Genomic DNA, 20,394 nt, shown 5'->3' on the forward strand with positions numbered 1-20,394 from the left:
AGCTTATTTGCTAGGGCTTGAGCTTTAAGTATTAGTACTTGAAGCGAGCAGTGAACATAAGTTGGTCACCGTAGAAGTCGTTAATACGAGCTTCAGCACCTAAAGAGAAAAGCTCTGTAGAGTGGAAACGCGCGTAAACAGAACCTGTCCAATCATCGTTGTCATCGATAGAAACGTAACCACCTTTACCACCAACTTCTAGTTGTGGACCAAGCCATTGGCGAACACCAATGTTGATTTCCATACCGATATCAGTAGAGCTTGAGTTCTCAGGTTGAACGATACGAGCTAGCATTTCACCTGTTAGGTCTGCCCAGTTGTTTAATGGAGCGTGGAAACCAAGACCTACAGCTGAGTCGTAATCGCTTTCAAATTCTGAATCGATACGTGCTATAGCGTGAGCGTTCGGGTGAATGGACTTACTGAACGCACCACCAAATGTTACTGGGCTAGCACCGATACGTGCTTCAAAGTAATCATAGTTAAAGTTGCTCATTACCTGTGGTTGTTCATCAACAGCTAGTGCTTGACCAGAAGCCAATAGCATAGCGGTAGTAAGTAGAATTTTGCGCATAACGACCGTAAACCTATATTAGTGTTAATTCCTTTGGTTTGAGACAAATCGGCAAACCATAAACATTGAGACAGTTTAATCTAACTCACGGAAAAGTAATCCTTTAAAATGTAAAACCTTACTCATTTAGTTAAAAAACAAGCAAATTAAGGATCAGTATGTAACGGAGATCTCATGTTTAGGGCGAATGAGAAAAATAGACGAGCGAATTATCCAAAATTTGTATACATTCGGAAGGTTTTTATATCGGATGACGCTATTCTCAGTATCCATTAACCAATCAGTGCTATTCACCAAAACTGGTGCGTTTATCCGCCATTGAAGTCAGTATGCGCTCGGTATCTAAGATGGAAGTCCAGTTTAGCAATTGCTTGTCGTTGGCAATGACATAGTCAGTCAATTGTTGAGTAATCGTGTCTCTCAGTTGGTCGCCTTGCCAAGGTTTTGAAATATAGAAATCAAGTGCTGCGTTGTTAATGGCTGTGACGGTATCTTCTAGCCCAGCTTGCCCGGTGAGCAACAGCTTACGCGTTGGTTTAGTAGCGTCGTGTTGGTTGAGTTCGATCAGAAAATCAATGCCGGTTTCTTCTGGCATGATGTGGTCGCATAAGATTAACGCGAGCTTAATACCATCTTGTCCCATTTCTTTGATTACTTGCTTGGCTTCATCGACCGACTCTGCACCTTCAACCAGAAAGTTCTCTTCAAATATCGCCAAGTCCTGAAGGACACTATTGAGAACTTCAGGTTCATCATCGACACATAAAATTAGGTACTTATTCATGAGGTGCTCCTTCTTGTTTGAATGGAAGCCACACTTGCATGTTTGTATGGCTGCCTACCTCTGACTCCACCAAAATAAACCCTTGATGAGCCGAAACGATTTGTTGAGAAATGGATAACCCAATCCCTAAACCAAAGTTGCCTTCTTTTTTAGTCGTGAAATTTGGGTTGAAAATGGTGTTGATGTCTTCTTTGGCAATGCCGTGGCCAGTATCGGAGATTTGCACCACAAGAAACGCGTCGTCGCCTTTTGTCTGTTGAGAAGTGGTGATGGTCACTTTTCCTCGTTCAGATAGGGCATCGAGCGCATTGGAGATAAGGTTGGTCCACACTTGTTGCAGCGAGAGCGACTGGCACAATAAAGGCGGTAAGTCGGTATCGTAATGCTTTTCGAGTTGGTGGTGTTTAAGCCTGTTTTCGAAGATCACTAAGGTATCTTCAAGCCCTTCGTGGATATCTGTGTAGTGGCGAACTTCTTCATCTTCTCTAGCATAGCTTTTTAAGCTTTTGACCATATCGGCAATACGCTTGCTGCACACTTGAATTGAGCGGATAGAGTTTCCAACATAATGGTAATGCTCTAAGTCATTGAGCAGCTCTTTGCCTGCGACAGGGGACGCCTTTAATGTGTTTAGAACCGTAGAGTCTTGGCTTAGGTTTAGTCTCACGGCTTTTTTTGCTAAAGCACGGTCATTAATCGTCGACGTAAGATGCTTTACGAGCTGTCTTTCTTGGGCTGTTGATAGTGGCTTAGCTAACTTTGAATGTGCCAGTACGTCAGTCCCTTTATTGGACTCTGGAACGGATAGGTTTGCCAATATTTGGTCGAGATGGTCTGACAGAGTTTCGATGCTTCTTAATATGGCAGCAATCGGGTTATTCAGCTCATGTGCGACTCCCGCGACTAGCTGCCCGAGCATCGCCATTTTCTCTTTCTCGATCAGTTGTTGATGTGCAGACTCTAATGATTCTAGTGTCTGCTGCAGTTTGATCTTATTGGTGATGCTGCGTTGCAAACGTCGATTAAAATGACGGAGCAATAGATTGGTAAATAAAGGCAGCAGGGTATTGTTTGAATGCATCACCTGAGCAAAGCTATCTTTATCCAGTTTGATAACGCGAGTCTGCGTTAGGGTGATCGCCGTAGAAAACGAAGGCTCGCCTGTTACAAATGACATCCCGCCAACAATGTTCCCTTTGGAGTGACGTACCACTTCCCGCTGTTGCCCAAGTTCATCTTTCTTATAAAGAGCTGCTTCACCCTCAATGATCAGCCATAAAAAGCGATTGTCTTCGCCTTCCACAGTGAGTAGATGCTCGGGGGAATAGTCACGAATGGCCTTAGTTTTGTCATCTTTTGAAAACACATCTTGTAAGGCACTGACGACACGTTCTGCAAGGGCATTATCAGAAAGCTGGTGGTAGTCGTGAATGAAACCCGATTGGAAAGAGTGAATCTTTTGCTCAATGTGCGCTCTGAGTAAGCGTTGTTGATCCAATGCATCGCTGTAAGAGAGCAGGTTTTCTGAGTCGTATTGGATAACAAAAGAGGTCAGCTCTTTTTGCGCTGATTTGAACAGAACCTGATCTTGAACCGGTTTGGTTAAACAGTGGTTGAGCCTACCTTCATTCACAGCGGTTAAAATGGATTGAATGTCTGACGAAGCGCTGACTAATATCGTTCTTGCGGTATTACTATGGGGCAGCTGTTGAAGTTCAATCAGGAATTGCACGCCATTAAATTCAGAATGATGATGAGTGATCACCAAGGCAACGGTTTGGTTGTGATCATGAATATCTTCTAATGCGTGATGTGCGTCTTCTATGTTCTCGGCAGTATAAATATCGAATACAGAAGCCAACGGAGCCAGCTCCGAACGTATTCTTTCAATGCTAACCGGATTATTGTCCAAACAGATAACAGCGTATTGATTCACAGCTCAACCTTAATAGTAGCGACGTCTTTAGCCTAGCAAGAACCGCCGAATAAGGATGAGAGCTAGCCGTTAATTTATTGAGGCAATCGAAGTATCGAGCAATAGACTGATTTAACTCAATGTTTCTTGTTTGCTACTGATGGGTTAGACTAAAAAAAATAGACACGTGTAGAAAGAGAACTCATGGAACAGTTAAGAAAAATTGGTGCTATTGGCGGAGCAATCTCACTGGCACTTTGTTGGCCGCTAGCGGTTGGGCAAATTGGACAAAATGCGATTACCGATGGCGTTGCAAAGCTTAACAATTCAAGCATTCAAGCATTCAAGCTGAGATCGTGGAATACGATAGAGGTTACTTGTCTTCCAACGTAACCACTCGTTTAACTGTGATGGATGAAAACCTGAAAGAGCAACTTGCGATTGATGGGTTGCCGAGTGAGTTTGTCATAAATAGTGCGGTTAGCCATGGTTTGGTGAGTCTAAATGCACTGTCGACGTTTGAGAATACCGATATTCTGCCTTTAACTCTGACCACTAGTACTGAGCTAAACGGCAACACTGACTTTAACTTTGAGTTAAGCCAGTTCAATCACCAAGGTTCTGAAGAGAATGGGACTTCGGTCTCGATCACTAAATCGAATCTTTCTGGCCATGCGACTGTTTTAGGCCAAGTTGATTACGAGCTTTCAATCCCTTCAGTTCAAATTGATTTTGAAACCGGTGAAGAGGTAACGCTGTCTAATCTGAAAGGTGTGGGTTCAGGCCAACAAGCGAAAGGCTACTGGTTAGGTACTCAGAATTTTACTATCGATAGCTTCTTGGTTTCAGATTCTGCAATGCAGCCTTTCATGACCATTGAAAATTCTAAGTACGATTTTGAATCACATCTAGATGAAGCAACTAAGCGTCTGCGCAGCAACCTCAAGCTAGATATCGCAAACATCGAGACCAGTGAAGGCCAGTTGAACAACCTAAACGTCGATTTTGAAATGTCGAAGTTGGATAGCGAGTCGTTTGAGAAAATCTTTGAGATTTACCAATCTAATCCTGTGATGACGCAAGAAGACGTTGCAGAGATCATTCCATTTATCGATATCCTGTTTGCTAAAGGTTTCGACCTTTCAATGAACAACATGTCGTTAGAGTTAGGTAAGGGACAGTTCGAATCTAAGTGGTTGGTGAGCGTGCCGGAAGGGACCGAAAACATCAGCAGCAACCCTTCGATGATCATGCTTGCATTAACGGGCAACGTTCACTCTAGCTTCTCAAATGAACTTGTTGAAGAGTATCCATTCATCCGTGAAGGTATCGATGAATTGCTTGTGATGGAAATGATCAAGGAAACAGACAGTGGTTATGAAATCAGCGCTGACTTAGAAAATGGAAACCTAGTGTTCGAAAATGGACAAGAAATTCCATTAATCGCTCTACTTATGCCGGTTTTTGTTCAATAAACAGAGCAGGCGTGAATACTGATAGGGTGATTTAGCAGGTTAAGCTTAAACATTTTATACGGTACAAAACAAAAGAGGTCTTAAGACCTCTTTTGTTGTTTTTATGTTGGGTAAAACATGGTATTACTTGCATAGTTATTATTTAGCAGGAGCAATCATCCCCATGGAACTTACATTAGATAACGTATTCAACTTCAGTGCTGGCCCAGCTGCACTGCCTAAACCGGTAATGAAACAAGCGCAAGCGGACTTTATTGATTGGAATGGTTTAGGGACTTCCGTGATGGAAATCAGCCATCGCAGCAAGGAATTTATTCAAGTTGCTGACGAGTCCGAACAGGACCTACGTGATCTTCTGAACATCCCAGACAACTACAAAGTTCTTTTCTGTCAGGGGGGCGCTCGTGCTCAATTCGCTGCTGTTCCTCTAAACCTTTTAGGTGATGCGACGAAAGCGACTTACATTGATGCGGGTTACTGGGCAGAAAGTGCAGTGACTGAAGCGAGCAAATATTGCGAAATCGATGTATTCAACGCGAAGACGTCAATTGATGGTAAAGCAGCGGTTGTTCCGGCTAAAGATTGGAAAATTGACCCGGAAGCTGCGTATGTACATTTCTGTCCGAATGAAACCATCGATGGTATTGAAATCAGCGAGCTTCCTCAAACGGATAAGCCAATCGTAGCGGATATGTCATCTAACATTCTGTCTCGTAAGATTGATGTGTCTCAGTACGGTGTTATCTACGCGGGCGCGCAAAAGAATATCGGCCCTGCGGGTATCTGCATTGCAATCGTACGTGATGATCTACTCGAACTCGCAAACGACGTGTTGCCGAGTATTCTGAACTACAAAGTACTTGCTGAAAAAGACTCAATGTTCAACACACCACCAACGTACGCTTGGTACCTATCAGGCCTTGTGTTCAAGTGGCTGAAAGCTCAAGGTGGCGTTGAAGCGATGGAGTTGGTGAACAAAGAGAAAGCAGCGCTGCTTTACGATGCAATCGATAGCTCAGCTTTCTACAAAAACGATGTTCACACTGCAAACCGTTCTAGAATGAACGTGCCGTTCCAACTGGCGAAACCTGAGTTAGATGGCAAGTTCCTAGAATTGGCTGATGCTGCAGGTCTGAAATCACTGAAAGGGCATAGAGCAGTAGGTGGAATGAGAGCTTCACTTTACAACGCAATGTCTCTGGAAGGCGTTCAAGCGCTGGTTAGCTTCATGAAAGATTTCGAAGAGAAATACGCTTAATCGATGATAGGGCTTTGACTGATAAATTGCTTATTTGATTTTTATTGTGTCGAATGCACCGAACGAGATAGATGCCGCTTTTGCGGCATTTTTTTTGTCGTTAATAATAAAGGGTATGGTATGTTGATTTATTGTAAGAACAGTCATCCAGAGATATGACGGATGTATCAGAATGAGCAGACCTTTCTCTTAAAGCGAGAGTATCAACTGTTATTTAGGCACTTTTTACTATATAACGTGTCGCCCAAAGCTAGGTCTCTAATCATGAGCAGTGAGCGATAAGCCGCATCGCCCGGTTTATTGATGGGCGATTAAAATCCAACGTCTAATTTTTACCACAAGGAACCAAGTGTGAGGTTATTGAGTCTATTTGCGATGCTATTTCCGGCCGTTGCTTGTTCGTCCACACTTGAAATATGGGCTGGTATTAATTATGAAACGGCCGATTATGTAAAAGAACATATCGAAGCGATGACTGATCATCGTGTAGAAATTCGTTCGTTTGACGTCAACAGTATTCGTTCTGAACTGCTTGTTGCTGATCCTAGAGACAATACCTTTCCCGACGCCATCTGGGTTCCTTCTGACTTCTTAGGTCTAACTGAATATATCGATTTAGCGACGCTTCCTGATGCTTGGGTCGATACCCAACGCTATGAGAAAAAAGCGCTTGATGCAGTGGTCATCAACGGTGAGCTTAAGGCGTTACCGGTTGGTATTGGAAACCAAGTCGTTCTGTATTCGAGCAAGCCTCAAGCGCAAGTCGTGACATGGGAGAGCCTAATTGAACGCTCTGCTCAGTCCGAACAAGTGAGCGTGCTTTTTCCCAATCCAAACATGTACTTCTATCTAGCTTTCTATCAGCTTTTTTCTGAAGACTTATTATCGTCGAAGAATGTTAATGGTGAAGGGTTAGTTGCTATCTTTGATTTCATCGACATGTTGCAGCAGAAAAAAGTCATCGAATCATCGTGCAGCGATATTTGCGCGAGGCAGAGGTTCATCAATGGGGAAGTCGAGTTTTTGATTGACGGTGATTGGGCGTTCAGCGAACTCGATGCCGCCTTTGGTCGAGATTTGTACATCAATTCGTTGCCGACCTATCGTGGTGAAAGTATGTCTTCATTTAGTGGCGCAAAGGTTTTTGCTGTCACGGAAAAAGGCATGCAAAACCCAGATAAGAAATTGGCTTTGAAAGAAGTCGTTCAATACCTGCAATCAAACAGTTTCACCTATTTAGCTCACTCGAGTGCCATGGTTTCGCCGTTTTATGAGGTTAATCAACGCCGTGTTGAGGAAGGTAACCAGACACTTTCAAATATGTACGATGAGTTTCAAGCATCGCAAATGATGTCGAGTGACTACAAGATGGCGATCGTTTGGGAGGCATCGGCTCGGGCGTATCAGCGTTACAAGTCAGGGATGCCAAAGAGTGAACTGCATAAGTTTTACAATGATTTTGTTCAATATTACTCGGCGAATATGAGGGTAAGAGATTGAAGCTATCATTAAAATACACCATGGGCTTGGTGTTGCTGGCTTGCTCAATGCTTCCTGTTTACCTAGCGGGACAGTTGATTCTCAATAAACAAAACCAAAGTTCTTTAGAGCAAAAAGAAACCAAGCTGGACAACTCTACGACCGGTATTCGTCAAACCGTACAAGAGCAAATTAAGCTGACGGCGAGCCTAACTCAATGGTATTCGCATGACCGATCATTGATTAAAGCGGGTGGTAATATCTTTTTCTCGAGTGTTGTTTGGGACAAGATGGATAGCTTCAATGCGCTAGCGGAGAGTGTGTCCGCGACTTATATTCTGGACCAAAACTGGAAGCCCATTTATGACAGCAAAGGCAGCTTGTACCATTTTGAGCAGAGCCAGTTATTAGAAAGCTTGAAGCGTCCTCAATCGGTTTATGGGCAAGGGAAATTGTTCCACACCGAGTTTACCGAAACTGAAGTGGCGGATAATGCCGCTGCAGGTATCGCTTTTGTCGCGCCGATTTTACCTTATCGTTTGATAGAAGGTTCTACATACACGCCGCAGGGTTATCTTGTGGTTCTTATGGGGTATGACAGACTTAAGACTAAAGTGACGCCTTTCCTTTATCAAAATGAGTCGGTTGAGTTTAACTATATTGATTCAACGGATGCTCAATCTTCTGAACAAAGTGCGAACATTATCTCTATCGACAGCACATTCTTTACCGACAAATTGGTACTGAACGTCAAACATCATATTTCCGACAGTGAGCGTTTATTAGAGATGCAACAAGCTCAGGTGGTCTTTGTCAGAATATTGGTGGCGACGCTTGCCATCGCGATTGTGTTTGCTCTGTTCCTAAGCCGCTGGTTCTCAGGGCAGTTAAACCTGTTGGCTGAATCTGTTACGTCGTATTCGCATAACCAGTCACCGACTCATAGTGTGGATGAACATCGTTTTACAGAGTTCGTCACGCTGAGTCGTTTATTGGAAACCTTGTGGGGTCGCATACAATACCAAGTCCGTGAGCTTACCGAAAGTAACGATAAACTCGAAAGATTTAATGTTCAGCTAGAGGACTTAGTCGAAGAGAAAACCAGCAAGTTAACTAATTCGCTCGCGCGTGAAGAATCCCAGAAGCATCGTCTTTTGAAGATCGTTCAGTTTGCATCATCAAGACACGCGGCTGAATATCGGTTGATTCCTCAAATGGTCGATCAAGAGTTAAAGACATTACTTGTTCAACATTCGATTCAGTTTCATTTTAACCGGACTGGCGAGGCTGACCTGATACTCTGTGACTCACAGGGGACGGCGATCGGGTATTTTTGTTCAAGTTCATTTGATGTCCTCAGTGAAGAAGATCTTCTGATTTTTGACATGTACCAAAAACAGTTAGCTGGTTGGCTAGAGCTCGAAAATATTACACGGATTAACATGCCGACTGGCTGTTTGAATCGTAAAGCTTTTAATGAAGATCTCGAATTCAGTAAACGCAGCATTAACGACAATCAAAATCAGATTTCTTTGATCATTATTGATATCAATGGCTTGAAAACGACCAATGATGTTCATGGGCATGAGACCGGGGATGAGCTGATACAGCGCTGCGTAGACGTAATCAGCCACGAATTGACACCTGCCAGTAATCTATACCGTTTGGGTGGAGATGAATTTGCGGTGCTTACCTTAACGTCTGGTGAGTCGAGTTCGCTCAATGTCGCAAAGATGACTGAGCAGTTGTACATTGCTCAGGAGCAACAGGCAATCGAGACTAAAGCGGGTATCTCTATTCCTGTCAGATTCTCGATTGGTGCAGCCTCTAGTGATTCAACAGACGTTGAGCAATTGTTCTCTGTCGCTGATGAGAATATGTATCAGCAAAAGCGTCTTTATTATCAAACGTTGTCTGTGGTTGGGAAGTAATAATGCCAATCGCGCTGACAAATAGCGATCACGATTTTCGACGTCCATTAGAGCGGAACTGCTGCGGTGTGACGTTATAATATGTTTAAACGCTTATGGGAAATGCGCTTAGTCGGGCCAACCGTTGCTTAAACACAGACGATAAAAATGAAAAAGCCCACCAATGGAAGTTGATGGGCTTTGTGTTTGTATTTAGCTTACGTAACTCAGCTAGAGCCAGAAACTCTTCAGAGGCATCTCAGAGTCAAAGTGATGAGCAATTTGCGCTTGGAGTAGCTCAGCGGTCGCAATAGCGTCAGTTAATGCATGATGCGGCGTGTAGTCGGGCAGATGGTATCGACGACGACTCTGACCCAGTCTCACTGAAGCTGGCTTCTTACCTTTCAGCTTGTTCCACAAGCCGCCAGCCAGTTTATTTTGGATCTGAGATTCAATCTCCAGCGTGTCGAGGACTGGGAACTCAATGCCTTCACCGAGTCGCACTTTCAATGCATTGTCCAAAAAGTCACGTTCGATACGACGATAGTGAACCACAGGGATATGTCCCGCCATTGATTCTAAGATCTCGCCCAACACTTCGCTAAGGTCTGGCGCATCAATGATGTCATTGTGAGTGATGCCATGAATCACGACAGACTCTTCTTCAAGTTTCTGTTTTGGTCTTAGAGTCCAGTGTTTGGCTTGTCGCAAGTAGATGCGATTGAGCGTAAATGGCACTAAACCAATGGTAATGATGCCGTCTTTGTTTGGGTTTAACCCCGTTGTCTCAAAGTCGACAGCCAAAAACATCACTTCTGAAAGTGGCGTATCAGGCGCAGGAAGAGGCTGGCTATAAAAGTGCTTTAAGCGCTCGTCTCTCGCTCGTTCAAGCTTCTGAGCAAACTTAAATGGCCAATCGACCGCAGGTGATCTGAATAGTTTGTTCATAGGCCCTACTTAAACTTGTTGCTGGCTTGATAACGGAACTTAAGGAAGTTTTGCGCATTACTTAATATTTGGAATGCATCCTTTAGGTTACGTCGTTCGAAGTCAGACAGGTTCTCTGGCTCGATGTTGTTATCAGGCTCGATGTTGTTGTCGACATCGTGTGCTTGGTGGCGAATACGAACCAGAGAGATAAACTCCATCGCATCTTTCAAATCTTGAGCTCGGCCTTTTGGCAGAATACCGGCGTCAATAATGTCATCTAAGCGTTCGAACGAGTTCTTAGAGCGAGACGCTACCGCGAGCGAGTGAACACGAATCAAATCGGCGAGTGGCGCAGTACCACGACGCTTAAGGTTGATAGAGTTGTTGTGACGGCCATCTTTCTCCATCACGAAATCTTTGAAGAAGCCGAGCGGAGGTGTACGGTTGAGTGCGTTACGTGCAAGGCACGCCAAGAAGCGATTGTTCTTACGTGCGCGTCGAACAATAAAGCTGTTCAATTGCTCGGCCCATTTCAGACGACCATAAACGCCATCTAAGTCGAAGAAGATTGAAGCATTTAACAGTGCTTTCGGGTTTGGATCATCAATCCAATCGGCAAAGCACTCTTCCCATTGTCGACGAGTCATACGCCACGTTGGGTTAGTCGCCATGATATCGCCAGTACAATACACATAGCCACACTGATCTAAGCCATCACAAATAAAGGTCGACAGCTCCTCAAAGTATTTACCGTGCTTTTTCTCGTCGTAGGTATCATCAAGAATGATTGCGTTATCTTGGTCGGTAACCAGCAGCTGCTCATCACGCCCCATAGAGCCCAGTGCGAGGAAACAGTAAGGAATAGGCGACTTGCCCAATTTCTCTTCGCCCAGTTCGATAATTCGCTGCTTAAAGCTACGACCAATTACCGACATTGCAGTACCCACCATGTGGGCGTTGGCATCTTCGTTAACTAAGCGCACAAAGCTGTCTTTTACTTGCTCGGAAAGCACCTTCAGATCTTCGATACTTTGTTGCTGGAAGATACTACTTACCAATAACAGCGAGTTTTGAGACTCATAACGAACAATATCGGTCGCTTCGATAATACCAATCGGCTTCTTATCTTTAAGCACTGGTAAATGATGCACGTTATAGCGAAGCATGGTCATCATAGCTTCGTATACGTAAGCATTGTGATCGAGAGAGATAACCTCAGGTGTCATTACGCTAGAGACTTCATCCGATGGGTCAAGCCCTTCAGCTAAAACGCGAGTACACAAATCTCGGTCGGTGATGATGCCAATCACGGGTGTTGAGTCATCTTCATCATCTTCAACGATATCTGGGTCGATGATCAGCAAAGAGGAAACATTATCTTGTGCCATCATGGTCGCAGCTTGCTGAATCGTGCGCGTTTTTTCGATCATTGGCGCTTCGCTGGTCAGTAGCGTTTTAACCTTGGATGTTGTTAGGTCGTTAGCGTCGTTGCTGTCTGAGTTGGCTTGGCGCAGTCGTGCGTTATCTTCTACTTCTACGAAATCGGCAAAAGAGTCGTAGTTGTCGTAGAGCTCTTGGAAGATAGGCTCAGGAATACAGTAGAGTAGGGTGTCTTCAGTCGCTTTAACTGGGAAACGCACCTTGTTGTTGGTCAGTAGGCCCATTTGACCGAACAAGTGGCCTTCATCCAGGCGGTTATAGAGTTCGCCTTTACGGCGGTAGACTTCGACTTCGCCACTTCGAACGATGTATAAGTCATGTATTTGATCACCAAAGTGAATGATAGGGGTATCTTGGCGGTAATAAGAAATTTCCACGCTACTGGTCACTTTCGCCAACATCTCCTCAGGGAGTTCTGTGAAAGGGGGGTATTGTGCCAGAAAGTTTTGAATCTCTAATAACTCAGCATCCATAATGATCATCCATTGGTTTGTATGATTTCATGGTACAACATTTGATAATATTTTGCCGTCACAAATCAATCTGTGAGCTAAAACCTTTTTAAAGTCTTATGGATAGACTAACCTTTCAATTAATGGAGTGACAGTTTAAGGATGATAGGAATGTCGAAGTGGAAGCTTAGTTTTGTATCTGCGGTTTTTATGTTTTCTCCAAGTTTGTGGGCGGACACTAACGCGGTGGATATTTTAGATTACGACCATATTTATGCCACGGCGCATTCGGGCAGTTTAAATGAAGATGCAGGCAGTAATAACAATGCCTCGTCTTATGGATTAGGCGTCAGTTACGCGATGACGGATGATTGGTTGCTGCTGGGAGACTACAGCGCACGCTTCATTCACCCTGATGACACCACAACTCGAATTGATACGCTGATGCCAGGTGTTGGTTACCGTTACAGCATTAAGAAAGATTTAGATATAGTGGCTTACTACCTGCTTGGTATCACGAAAGGTAAGGTTGAAGATAATGACACCAACCGAACTGAATCTTCAGACACCGAGTTCATCCAAGGGGTAAAAGCTGAGCTTAACTATGGATTTGCGAAACGTTGGATAGCTAACGGGAGTGTGCAAGTGAATCGAAGTGACCTGTTTGATGAACAGATCTATCACTTAGGTTTACGTTATCTAGTGACCAACAAGTTTGCGATTGGTGGGTCATACCAACATCGAGATGGTGAAGGTAAAATTCGTAGCGAACGTACTAACGAGCTAGGTGTGGAATTTTTCCTAGAGTATTAGCCAGTAACGAAAAGGCTACATGCCCTAATAGCTCTTATATACAAAGAGGCAGACACAAAAAAGCCAGCTTGATTGCTGGCTTTTGCATATCTATTGGACTGCAAATAAAGGTTTCGCTTTTCGATTAAAGAACCGCAGCGATACCTTTACATAGAGGACCCATGTTTGACTTAGTCATACCAGCAACACTGATACGGCCAGAACCAACAATGTAGATTGCGAATTCGTCTTTTAGGCGAGTTACTTGCTCTTTGCTTAGGCCAGAGAAAGAGAACATGCCGTTTTGACGTTCAATGAATGTGAAGTCTGCATCAACACCTTCTGATTTCAGTGTTGTTACAAATAGCTCACGCATCTCTTGGATACGGTCACGCATTTCTGCTACTTCTGCTTCCCATTCAGCACGTAGATCAGCATCACCAAGGATGTGAGTAACGACAGCACTGCCGTGGGCTGGTGGGTTAGAGTAGATAGAGCGGATAATGCTCTTAACTTGAGAGAATGCTGTCGTTGCTACGTCTGCTGATTCAGCAACCAGAGTGAATGCACCAACACGCTCGTTGTACAAGCCGAAGTTCTTAGAGAACGAGCTAGCAACAAGGATCTCTTTGTTGTATTGAGCAAAAATACGTAGGCCAGCAGCATCTTCTTCAACGCCTTTTGCAAAACCTTGGTAAGCAAAATCGAATAGAGGAAGCAGTTTCTTCTCAGCAACCAGTTTAGCAAGAACTTCCCACTCTTCAGTTGTTGGGTCGATACCTGTTGGGTTGTGACAGCAGCCGTGAAGAAGAACGATATCGCCTTCAGAAGCTTTCTCTAGGTCAGCAACCATGCCAGCGAAGTCTTTGTCTTTAGTTTCAGCGTTGTAGTAGCTGTATTGAGCAGTTTCGATACCCGCAGCTGCGAAAACGCCGTTGTGGTTAGCCCAAGTTGGGTTACTGATCCAGATTTTCACTTCGCCCAGTTGGCGCTTGATGAATTCACCCGCTACGCGAAGTGCACCTGTACCACCTGGAGCTTGTGCTGTTTTAGCGCGTTGAGATGCAACGATCTCTGCGTCTGAACCGAAAAGAAGTTTCTGAACCGCTAGACCGTATTCAGCTGTACCTTCAATCGTTAGGTAAGATTTGGTTTTTTCGTTTTCAAGAAGTGCAGCTTCTGCTTTCTTTACTGTTTTAAGTACTGGTGTTTGACCATCTTCATTTTTGTAGATGCCAACGCCAAGGTTGATTTTCTCTGCACGAGAGTCTTTTTTAAACTCTTCAGTAAGGCCGAGGATAGGATCGGCGGGAGCAGCTAACACTTTTTCAAACATAATCTTCATCCATGTCAATTGAGAGGGGATAGTATCTATGGGTAGTTATACCTGTATGGAATTTTTAAGACAATACGAAGTGAACAGAAAGACCAAAAAAAATCCATTTCAATCAGATTTATTGACTAAAGAGGATATTTGATAACAAAACACCCTACGGATTAACCTATAGGGTGCAAGAAGTTAGTGGATTTTGAATAGATTACGCTGGTTGAGCAATAAAGCTTTCGCGCTCGAGTTCACTCGCTACATTTTTGCCATCTTTGTAGGTCGCAGCAATTGAAACAAACGCTTGTTCGACGACCAGAAAAGCTTGGACAACTTGCGGATCAAAATGCGTCCCATTGCCCTCTAAGATGATCTGTTTAGCTTGTTCATGAGTAAAGGCTGGCTTGTAGACTCGCTTCGAGATGAGCGCATCATAAACATCAGCTAATGCCATTAAACGGCCAGATAACGGGATATCTTCACCAGACAACTGATTAGGATAACCACTGCCATTCCATTTCTCGTGGTGAGTCAGAGATATCTCCTTTGCGACTCTTAAGAAAGAGCTACTTCCCAACTGCTTTTCTGCAATAGATAACGCTTCAGCCCCAATCGCGGGGTGACCTTTCATTATCTCAAACTCTTCGTCCGTCAATTTGCCCGGCTTCAATAACACACTATCAGGAACACCTACTTTGCCCACGTCGTGCAAAGGCGCAGATTTGTAGAGCAACTCGATGTAGTTTGGTGTTAACAAGCTTGAGTGGGTTTCTGATTTGCTGAGCTCTTGTGCGAGCACCTTGACGTACTCTTGAGTTCTTAGGATATGTGCGCCCGTTTCATTGTCTCGAGATTCAGCCAATGCCGATAAGCTCACAATGGCTACGTCACGTGTGGTTTTCACTTCGTTTTGCGCGGTTTCAAGGCTATCAAGCATGGTATTGGTCATAGATGCCATTGATCCAAGCTCGTTGTAGCCGAAAATAGGTAAGCGAACGCCTTGCTCGCCATTGGTGACTTTGTTTAATGCGTGCTCTTGGCTTAGGAGAATACGCTTAATTAGCTTACTCCAAAGCGTCATGATGGTTATCGCGTAGCCACCCAGTACCACAGCCAAATAAATAAACTCTTTGATCACGCTGATCTTGCCGGTGCCATCCAATAAGCGGTCAGGGTTGTGTTCTAGCCAGAAGATGTCTTTAACGGCAATCATCGTCAACATAGTCGTCAGTGTTACCAGAAGCACGATAACCAAGCCTATCATCTGCTTGACCAGTGAACTTCTTTCACCAACCAGTTGGAAGTCGAATTGTCCAGTCGTCTCCATTTTATCCATTTGGCTGAGCTTGGCATTCAATTGAAGAATGGTTCCGGTAAAGAAGCCGAATAGACTCATGCCAAACAGCACCTTCAAATTACTATCTATGGTGAATTCATAGCTTAAGTTGTAGTAGAGCGCGAAAGGCACACTTGCAGCAAAAAATAGCAGGGTATCGAGTTGCGTGAATCGGCCTTGCTTGACCAAGGTATGTTGCGCCAATGGGTAACGACGTGCGAGCCATAATAAGATAAACACAATACTGACTTGTGTGAAAATCTCTAACGTCGTTAAGCTATCGAGCATAGGGCACACCCGACTGCCATAGGTGCCAAACAGCACGCCAGCAATGACGTATAACTTAGTCGTTAGCGATTGATTGTAATTTGAAGTATCCATCGGTAAGCCTTTGTTCTCATTCTTATTAGATTTACGCATTCATTGATTCACGACTTTAGAATTGCGAATAATTAGCATAACTGACGTGAATAAGACCGGAAATTCTATCGATAGCTTTCGTGGATTGATACAAGAAATTGGTTTGTGTTAGAGATTTGTTAGCTAGGTGGGGGTTATTGCAGCATTTTTATGAAGATACTTGAATAGCCTCGGTCGAGGTTCGAGGCTATTCAGTCTGTGTACTGGTTAGAATCGCGAGTGATTGAGTTTGCTATCTACTTTACCCCGTTACTTTTTGAGATTGATTTCAGCTTCGATTGAGCCGGTTTCAATCTCAGGGTGAGACGCTAGTTTGTCTGCAGCCCATTGGTTGATGTGTTTCAGAATAGCAGACACCGCGTGTTTTTCCGTTGGTGCTTGGTCTTGTTCGACATCGATCTTTTGCTTTGGATGTGAGCCTGTCGCATCTTCAGCAATATGGAGCCAATCTGGGTGCCAGTAATATGGCTGACCGCTCGGTGTTGTCCAACTGTGAACACCGTTTGACTCTCCTTTATAACTTAATTGGTCTGCTTCTATTTTTTTCATTGTTATCTCGCATGTTTTTGGGTTACATCAAATTATTGAGATAGAAAGCCAACTTAGCTCCTACCTTGGGTACAAACTTAGCAAAGCTTACAAAGTTATCTGTGAACCAATTCACACTATTGTGGAAATTAGGTGCGATCATATGGATAGCAGCAATAGTTGTTGGCGTAAGTGATAAAATCACCGGCTCACAGAATTTCTCTAGGTAGTACAATTAGATGGCGCGTTATGAAGAGCTTGCAAAGGATATTCGAACTCAGATAGCCAACAATACGTGGCGATCCGGAGAGAAGATCCCTTCGGTACGCATGAGTTGTCGAAATTACAACGTCAGCAATAGTACTGTCTTACAAGCCTACCAGTTGCTAGAAAGCGAAGGGTGGATCATCGCTAAACCTCAGTCGGGCTACTTTGTAGCGCCAAGGCTGGACGGCGTTGACTACGCACAGCCACTCGTTAGTGAAAAGAAAGCCATTAATGACCGCTTATTTGATTTCTTGAAGTCGAGTTCAGCCGAAGGTGTGATTCCTTTCGGCTCTGCATTCCCAGATCCCGACCTTTTCCCGTTACCTACCTTGACTCGAAACCTTGCCAGCGCGGGTAGGAAGATGACTGGCGCGAGTGTGATAAATAATTTACCACCGGGCAGTGAGTCCTTGAGAAGGCAAATCGCACAGCGTTATCTGCAGCAAGGGATTACGGTTAATCATCAAGACATCGTGATTACGTCGGGTGCTATGGAAGCGCTCAACTTGAGCCTGCAAACGGTCACCAAGTCGGGTGATAACGTCGTGATTGAGTCTCCCGCCTTCTATGGTGCTCTGCAGGCTGTCGAGAGGCTCGGGCTTAACCCTATCGAAGTGGACGTTTGCCCAATCAATGGGTTGAATATAGAGCAGTTTGAAAACGCGCTACAAAACCAAGATGTTAAAGCGTGTTGGCTGATGACGACTTTTCAAAACCCAACGGGAACCAGTTTGTCGGAACAGGCAAAGCGCCGTGTGGTAGAGATTGCAGAACAGCATGGAACCTACATTATTGAAGATGACGTGTATGGCGATCTTTATTACGAAGGGCATAAGCCGAAGCCACTAAAGGCCTTCGATAAGACCGATTCCGTCTTGCTTTGTGGGTCGTATTCAAAAAGTTTGTGTCCTGGTTATCGAGTAGGGTGGGTTGTGAACACGCGTTTTAACGACGCGATTCAAAAGTTACAGCTTCTTTCTACGTTATCGAGTAGCGCTCCTGTTCAACTTGGTGTCGCTCATTTCTTAACGCATGAAAGCTACGACAATCACCTTCGTAAACTGCGTAAAAACCTTGTCGTCAGGAAAGAGCGATTTATCGATGTCATTAAGCAGTACTTTCCGCATTCAATCGAGATTGAAGAGCCGGCTGGTGGTTACTTGATATGGATTCGCTTTTCTGAAAAATTCGACAGCCAACAGTTTCATCAACTGGCTATCGAACAAGGTATTAGCGTTGCATCTGGCGATCTGTTTAGTGAGCATGGCAGAGTGGATAACGCGATACGATTGAACTTCTCTTATGAACTGACAGAAGAGAAAGAACAGGCGCTCATCTGGCTTGGCAAACTGGCACATCAACTTACGCACTCGTAAAACCTTAAGTCCCTCATAAAAAAGACAATCATTCCAACTGTACGGGTTGTTTGTGGGGTAACTGTACGCCTAATTGACCAAAGAGTTGTGATTCAATAACGGTAGACCAAATATTGGAGATACCGTTATGTTGAAAATGACTATGGGAAATGAAGTTAAGCTGATTATTGTCGCTATTGTGTGTGCGCTTCTGCTTATTCTCGGCCACGTACTGCTGGCAAAAGCATTCGCTGATATGGCGTGGGCGGAATACACCACTGCCGCGATCCCATTCGTTATGATGGCAATTTGCGGTCTTGCAATAAAATACGCTATCGACCAAGATGTGGATTAGCTTTTGAAATAATGAGTCTCAGATAGTGGCACGCAGAAGCATCTGGACTCGTTTTATTCCGAACATAAAAAAACCTCCGCAAGTGCGGAGGTTTTTGTTTGTTCTTAACTTTTAATATCGAATAGGTTTCGAATTAGAAGTTTGCAGAGCGTGGTGTACGTGGGAATGGAATCACGTCACGAACGTTACCCATACCTGTTACGTAAGATACTAGACGCTCGAAACCAAGACCGAAACCAGCGTGTGGCACTGTACCGTATTTACGTAGGTCGCGGTACCAGCTCATGTGCTCAGGGTCGATACCCATAGCAATCATACGCTCGTCTAGAATGTCTAGACGCTCTTCACGTTGTGCACCACCGATGATTTCACCGATGCCTGGTGCAAGTACGTCCATTGCTGCAACTGTTTTGCCGTCGTCGTTTAAGCGCATGTAGAAAGCTTTGATGTCTTTCGGGTAGTTCTTAACGATAACAGGTGCTTTGAAGTGCTCTTCAGCTAGGTAACGCTCATGCTCAGAAGACATGTCGATGCCCCACTCAACGTCAAACTCAAATTTCTTACCAGAGTCTAGTAGGATTTGGATTGCGTCAGTGTAGTCAACTTGTGCGAAGTCAGCGTCAACGAATTGCTCTAGACGAGTAATTGCTTGCTTGTCGATGCGAGAAGCGAAGAATTCAAGGTCGTCGCGGCGCTCTTCAAGAACAGCAGCGAAAACGTACTTAAGCATGTCTTCAGCCAGTTTCGCTACATCGTTAAGGTCTGCAAACGCAACTTCAGGCTCAACCATCCAGAACTCAGCTAGGTGGCGGCTTGTGTTTGAGTTTTCAGCACGGAACGTAGGACCGAACGTGTAAACCTTGCTTAGTGCACAAGCATAAGCTTCAGCATTAAGTTGGCCAGATACTGTTAGGAACGTCTCTTTACCGAAAAAATCTTCGTTGAAGTCTACGTCGCCTTTTTCAGTGCGTGGTAGGTTTTCCATGTCTAGCGTAGAAACACGGAACATTTCACCAGCGCCTTCTGCATCAGATGCAGTAATAAGCGGAGCAGAAGTCCAGAAGAAACCTTGCTCGTGGTAGAAACGGTGAATCGCTTGAGATAGACAGTTACGTACACGTGCTACTGCGCCAATCACGTTTGTACGTGGACGTAGGTGAGCAACTTCACGAAGGTACTCGATAGAGTGACGCGTCTTAGCCATTGGGTAAGTGTCAGCGTCTTCAACCCAGCCTACAACTTTAACGTCAGTTGCTGCTAGTTCGAAGTCTTGACCTTTCGCAGGAGACTCAACAATCTTACCCGTTACTTCAACAGAGCAGCCAGTTGTTAGCTTTAATACTTCGTTTTCGTAATTATTAAGATTATTAGGAACCACGGCCTGAATCGGGTCGAAACAAGAGCCGTCATAAATGGCAAGGAAAGAGATTCCAGCTTTGGAATCACGACGTGAACGGATCCAGCCGCGAACAGTTACTTCACTGTCTACCGCTAGCTTGCCGCCAAGTACGTCTGTTACAGGCGCGTAAGTCATGTTGATTTCATTCTCCATTGAGGGACAAATTCAACTCAAAGTCTCTGGCATTGCTGCAAATAAATATACATTTGCACAATAATTAGCCGAAACATTAAGTTGTATAAACTTTTTAAATCGATTGAACATATTACCTGTCATACCGACAGCTTCAACCTTTATTCTTGCTTGGAGAAAGAAATATTGTGTCTACTGACGATAAATAGGTTTGAGGGTGTGTTTTTTGTTCGATCTTAGCGTCAGCCTTACCTTTCACCCTATGTGAG

General features: G+C 44.3%; 15 protein-coding genes and 1 pseudogene. 7 read left to right on the plus strand and 9 right to left on the minus strand.

Annotated elements, in window-relative coordinates:
* Positions 1-31 precede the first annotated feature (31 nt).
* The 3 genes from AB6D93_RS01860 to AB6D93_RS01870 all read right to left on the minus strand — a co-directional run bounded on the left by AB6D93_RS01860 (position 32) and on the right by AB6D93_RS01870 (position 3,294).
* Positions 32-574 (minus strand): hypothetical protein, encoded by a 543-nt coding sequence (locus tag AB6D93_RS01860; RefSeq protein WP_017065409.1) that lies wholly within the window; start codon positions 572-574, stop codon positions 32-34.
* Between the two features lie 286 nt (positions 575-860).
* Positions 861-1,358, minus strand: coding sequence for a response regulator (locus tag AB6D93_RS01865; RefSeq protein ID WP_017065410.1), 498 nt, complete (start codon positions 1,356-1,358; stop codon positions 861-863).
* Positions 1,351-3,294: an ATP-binding protein gene (locus AB6D93_RS01870; RefSeq protein ID WP_017060404.1), complete on the minus strand. Its 1,944-nt coding sequence runs from the start codon at positions 3,292-3,294 to the stop codon at positions 1,351-1,353. The genes AB6D93_RS01865 and AB6D93_RS01870 overlap by 8 nt, the downstream gene beginning before the upstream one ends.
* Positions 3,295-3,477: 183 nt before the next feature.
* Between AB6D93_RS01870 and AB6D93_RS01875 the strand changes: the two are divergent.
* The 4 genes and pseudogenes from AB6D93_RS01875 (at position 3,478) to AB6D93_RS01890 (ending at position 9,416) form a co-directional block, all read left to right on the plus strand.
* Positions 3,478-4,748 (plus strand): annotated as a pseudogene (locus tag AB6D93_RS01875) (DUF945 family protein).
* 163 nt (positions 4,749-4,911) lie between these two features.
* Complete coding sequence (gene serC, locus AB6D93_RS01880; protein ID WP_017065411.1) at positions 4,912-6,006, plus strand: 3-phosphoserine/phosphohydroxythreonine transaminase; 1,095 nt, start codon at positions 4,912-4,914, stop codon at positions 6,004-6,006.
* A gap of 351 nt (positions 6,007-6,357) precedes the next feature.
* A complete protein-coding gene (locus AB6D93_RS01885) occupies positions 6,358-7,506 on the plus strand; it encodes an extracellular solute-binding protein (RefSeq protein WP_372049990.1) in 1,149 nt (382 codons plus the stop codon).
* 20 nt (positions 7,507-7,526) lie between these two features.
* Complete coding sequence (locus AB6D93_RS01890; protein WP_102333200.1) at positions 7,527-9,416, plus strand: GGDEF domain-containing protein; 1,890 nt, start codon at positions 7,527-7,529, stop codon at positions 9,414-9,416.
* Between the two features lie 210 nt (positions 9,417-9,626).
* On the opposite strand, the gene AB6D93_RS01895 is transcribed toward AB6D93_RS01890, so the two are convergent.
* Together AB6D93_RS01895 and AB6D93_RS01900 are read right to left on the minus strand one after the other, a co-directional pair.
* Entirely contained in the window at positions 9,627-10,343 is a 717-nt protein-coding gene (locus AB6D93_RS01895; protein WP_017060409.1) for a 3'-5' exonuclease, read from the minus strand.
* 5 nt (positions 10,344-10,348) lie between these two features.
* Entirely contained in the window at positions 10,349-12,238 is a 1,890-nt protein-coding gene (locus AB6D93_RS01900) for a DUF294 nucleotidyltransferase-like domain-containing protein (protein WP_102333201.1), read from the minus strand.
* A gap of 150 nt (positions 12,239-12,388) precedes the next feature.
* On the opposite strand from AB6D93_RS01900, the gene AB6D93_RS01905 reads away from it, so the two are divergent.
* Positions 12,389-13,030, plus strand: coding sequence for an outer membrane beta-barrel protein (locus tag AB6D93_RS01905; protein ID WP_102333202.1), 642 nt, complete (start codon positions 12,389-12,391; stop codon positions 13,028-13,030).
* A 124-nt stretch (positions 13,031-13,154) separates the two neighbouring features.
* Here AB6D93_RS01905 and AB6D93_RS01910 read toward each other — a convergent pair whose 3' ends face one another.
* The 3 genes from AB6D93_RS01910 to AB6D93_RS01920 form a co-directional block, all read right to left on the minus strand.
* Positions 13,155-14,345 carry an amino acid aminotransferase gene (locus AB6D93_RS01910; protein ID WP_017065416.1) on the minus strand — a complete coding sequence of 397 codons (1,191 nt, stop codon included), beginning with the start codon at positions 14,343-14,345 and terminating at the stop codon, positions 13,155-13,157.
* A gap of 202 nt (positions 14,346-14,547) precedes the next feature.
* Positions 14,548-16,089, minus strand: a complete 1,542-nt coding sequence (locus AB6D93_RS01915; protein ID WP_069597131.1) for an HD-GYP domain-containing protein — start codon at positions 16,087-16,089, stop codon at positions 14,548-14,550.
* A 249-nt stretch (positions 16,090-16,338) separates the two neighbouring features.
* Complete coding sequence (locus AB6D93_RS01920; RefSeq protein ID WP_017060414.1) at positions 16,339-16,638, minus strand: hypothetical protein; 300 nt, start codon at positions 16,636-16,638, stop codon at positions 16,339-16,341.
* A 218-nt stretch (positions 16,639-16,856) separates the two neighbouring features.
* On the opposite strand from AB6D93_RS01920, the gene AB6D93_RS01925 reads away from it, so the two are divergent.
* Positions 16,857-18,260: a PLP-dependent aminotransferase family protein gene (locus AB6D93_RS01925; RefSeq protein WP_017065418.1), complete on the plus strand. Its 1,404-nt coding sequence runs from the start codon at positions 16,857-16,859 to the stop codon at positions 18,258-18,260.
* 127 nt (positions 18,261-18,387) lie between these two features.
* Positions 18,388-18,594 (plus strand): hypothetical protein, encoded by a 207-nt coding sequence (locus AB6D93_RS01930; protein WP_004734707.1) that lies wholly within the window; start codon positions 18,388-18,390, stop codon positions 18,592-18,594.
* A 133-nt stretch (positions 18,595-18,727) separates the two neighbouring features.
* On the opposite strand, the gene asnS is transcribed toward AB6D93_RS01930, so the two are convergent.
* Complete coding sequence (gene asnS, locus AB6D93_RS01935) at positions 18,728-20,128, minus strand: asparagine--tRNA ligase (RefSeq protein ID WP_017060416.1); 1,401 nt, start codon at positions 20,126-20,128, stop codon at positions 18,728-18,730.
* Positions 20,129-20,394 lie beyond the last annotated feature (266 nt).

It is taken from the genome of Vibrio sp. 10N.247.310.23 (assembly GCF_041467155.1).
GTDB classification, from domain to species: domain Bacteria; phylum Pseudomonadota; class Gammaproteobacteria; order Enterobacterales; family Vibrionaceae; genus Vibrio; species Vibrio crassostreae_C.

What these genes read in the sequence shown, in the direction of transcription:
- AB6D93_RS01860 (WP_017065409.1), bottom strand. Translation starts at nt 574, where the DNA reads ATGCGCAAAATTCTACTTACTACCGCTATGCTATTGGCTTCTGGTCAA.
- AB6D93_RS01865 (WP_017065410.1), bottom strand. Translation starts at nt 1,358, where the DNA reads ATGAATAAGTACCTAATTTTATGTGTCGATGATGAACCTGAAGTTCTC.
- serC (WP_017065411.1), top strand. Translation starts at nt 4,912, where the DNA reads ATGGAACTTACATTAGATAACGTATTCAACTTCAGTGCTGGCCCAGCT.
- AB6D93_RS01890 (WP_102333200.1), top strand. Translation starts at nt 7,527, where the DNA reads ATGGGCTTGGTGTTGCTGGCTTGCTCAATGCTTCCTGTTTACCTAGCG.
- AB6D93_RS01895 (WP_017060409.1), bottom strand. Translation starts at nt 10,343, where the DNA reads ATGAACAAACTATTCAGATCACCTGCGGTCGATTGGCCATTTAAGTTT.
- AB6D93_RS01900 (WP_102333201.1), bottom strand. Translation starts at nt 12,238, where the DNA reads ATGGATGCTGAGTTATTAGAGATTCAAAACTTTCTGGCACAATACCCC.
- AB6D93_RS01905 (WP_102333202.1), top strand. Translation starts at nt 12,389, where the DNA reads ATGTCGAAGTGGAAGCTTAGTTTTGTATCTGCGGTTTTTATGTTTTCT.
- AB6D93_RS01910 (WP_017065416.1), bottom strand. Translation starts at nt 14,345, where the DNA reads ATGTTTGAAAAAGTGTTAGCTGCTCCCGCCGATCCTATCCTCGGCCTT.
- AB6D93_RS01915 (WP_069597131.1), bottom strand. Translation starts at nt 16,089, where the DNA reads ATGCGTAAATCTAATAAGAATGAGAACAAAGGCTTACCGATGGATACT.
- AB6D93_RS01920 (WP_017060414.1), bottom strand. Translation starts at nt 16,638, where the DNA reads ATGAAAAAAATAGAAGCAGACCAATTAAGTTATAAAGGAGAGTCAAAC.
- AB6D93_RS01925 (WP_017065418.1), top strand. Translation starts at nt 16,857, where the DNA reads ATGGCGCGTTATGAAGAGCTTGCAAAGGATATTCGAACTCAGATAGCC.
- AB6D93_RS01930 (WP_004734707.1), top strand. Translation starts at nt 18,388, where the DNA reads ATGTTGAAAATGACTATGGGAAATGAAGTTAAGCTGATTATTGTCGCT.
- asnS (WP_017060416.1), bottom strand. Translation starts at nt 20,128, where the DNA reads ATGACTTACGCGCCTGTAACAGACGTACTTGGCGGCAAGCTAGCGGTA.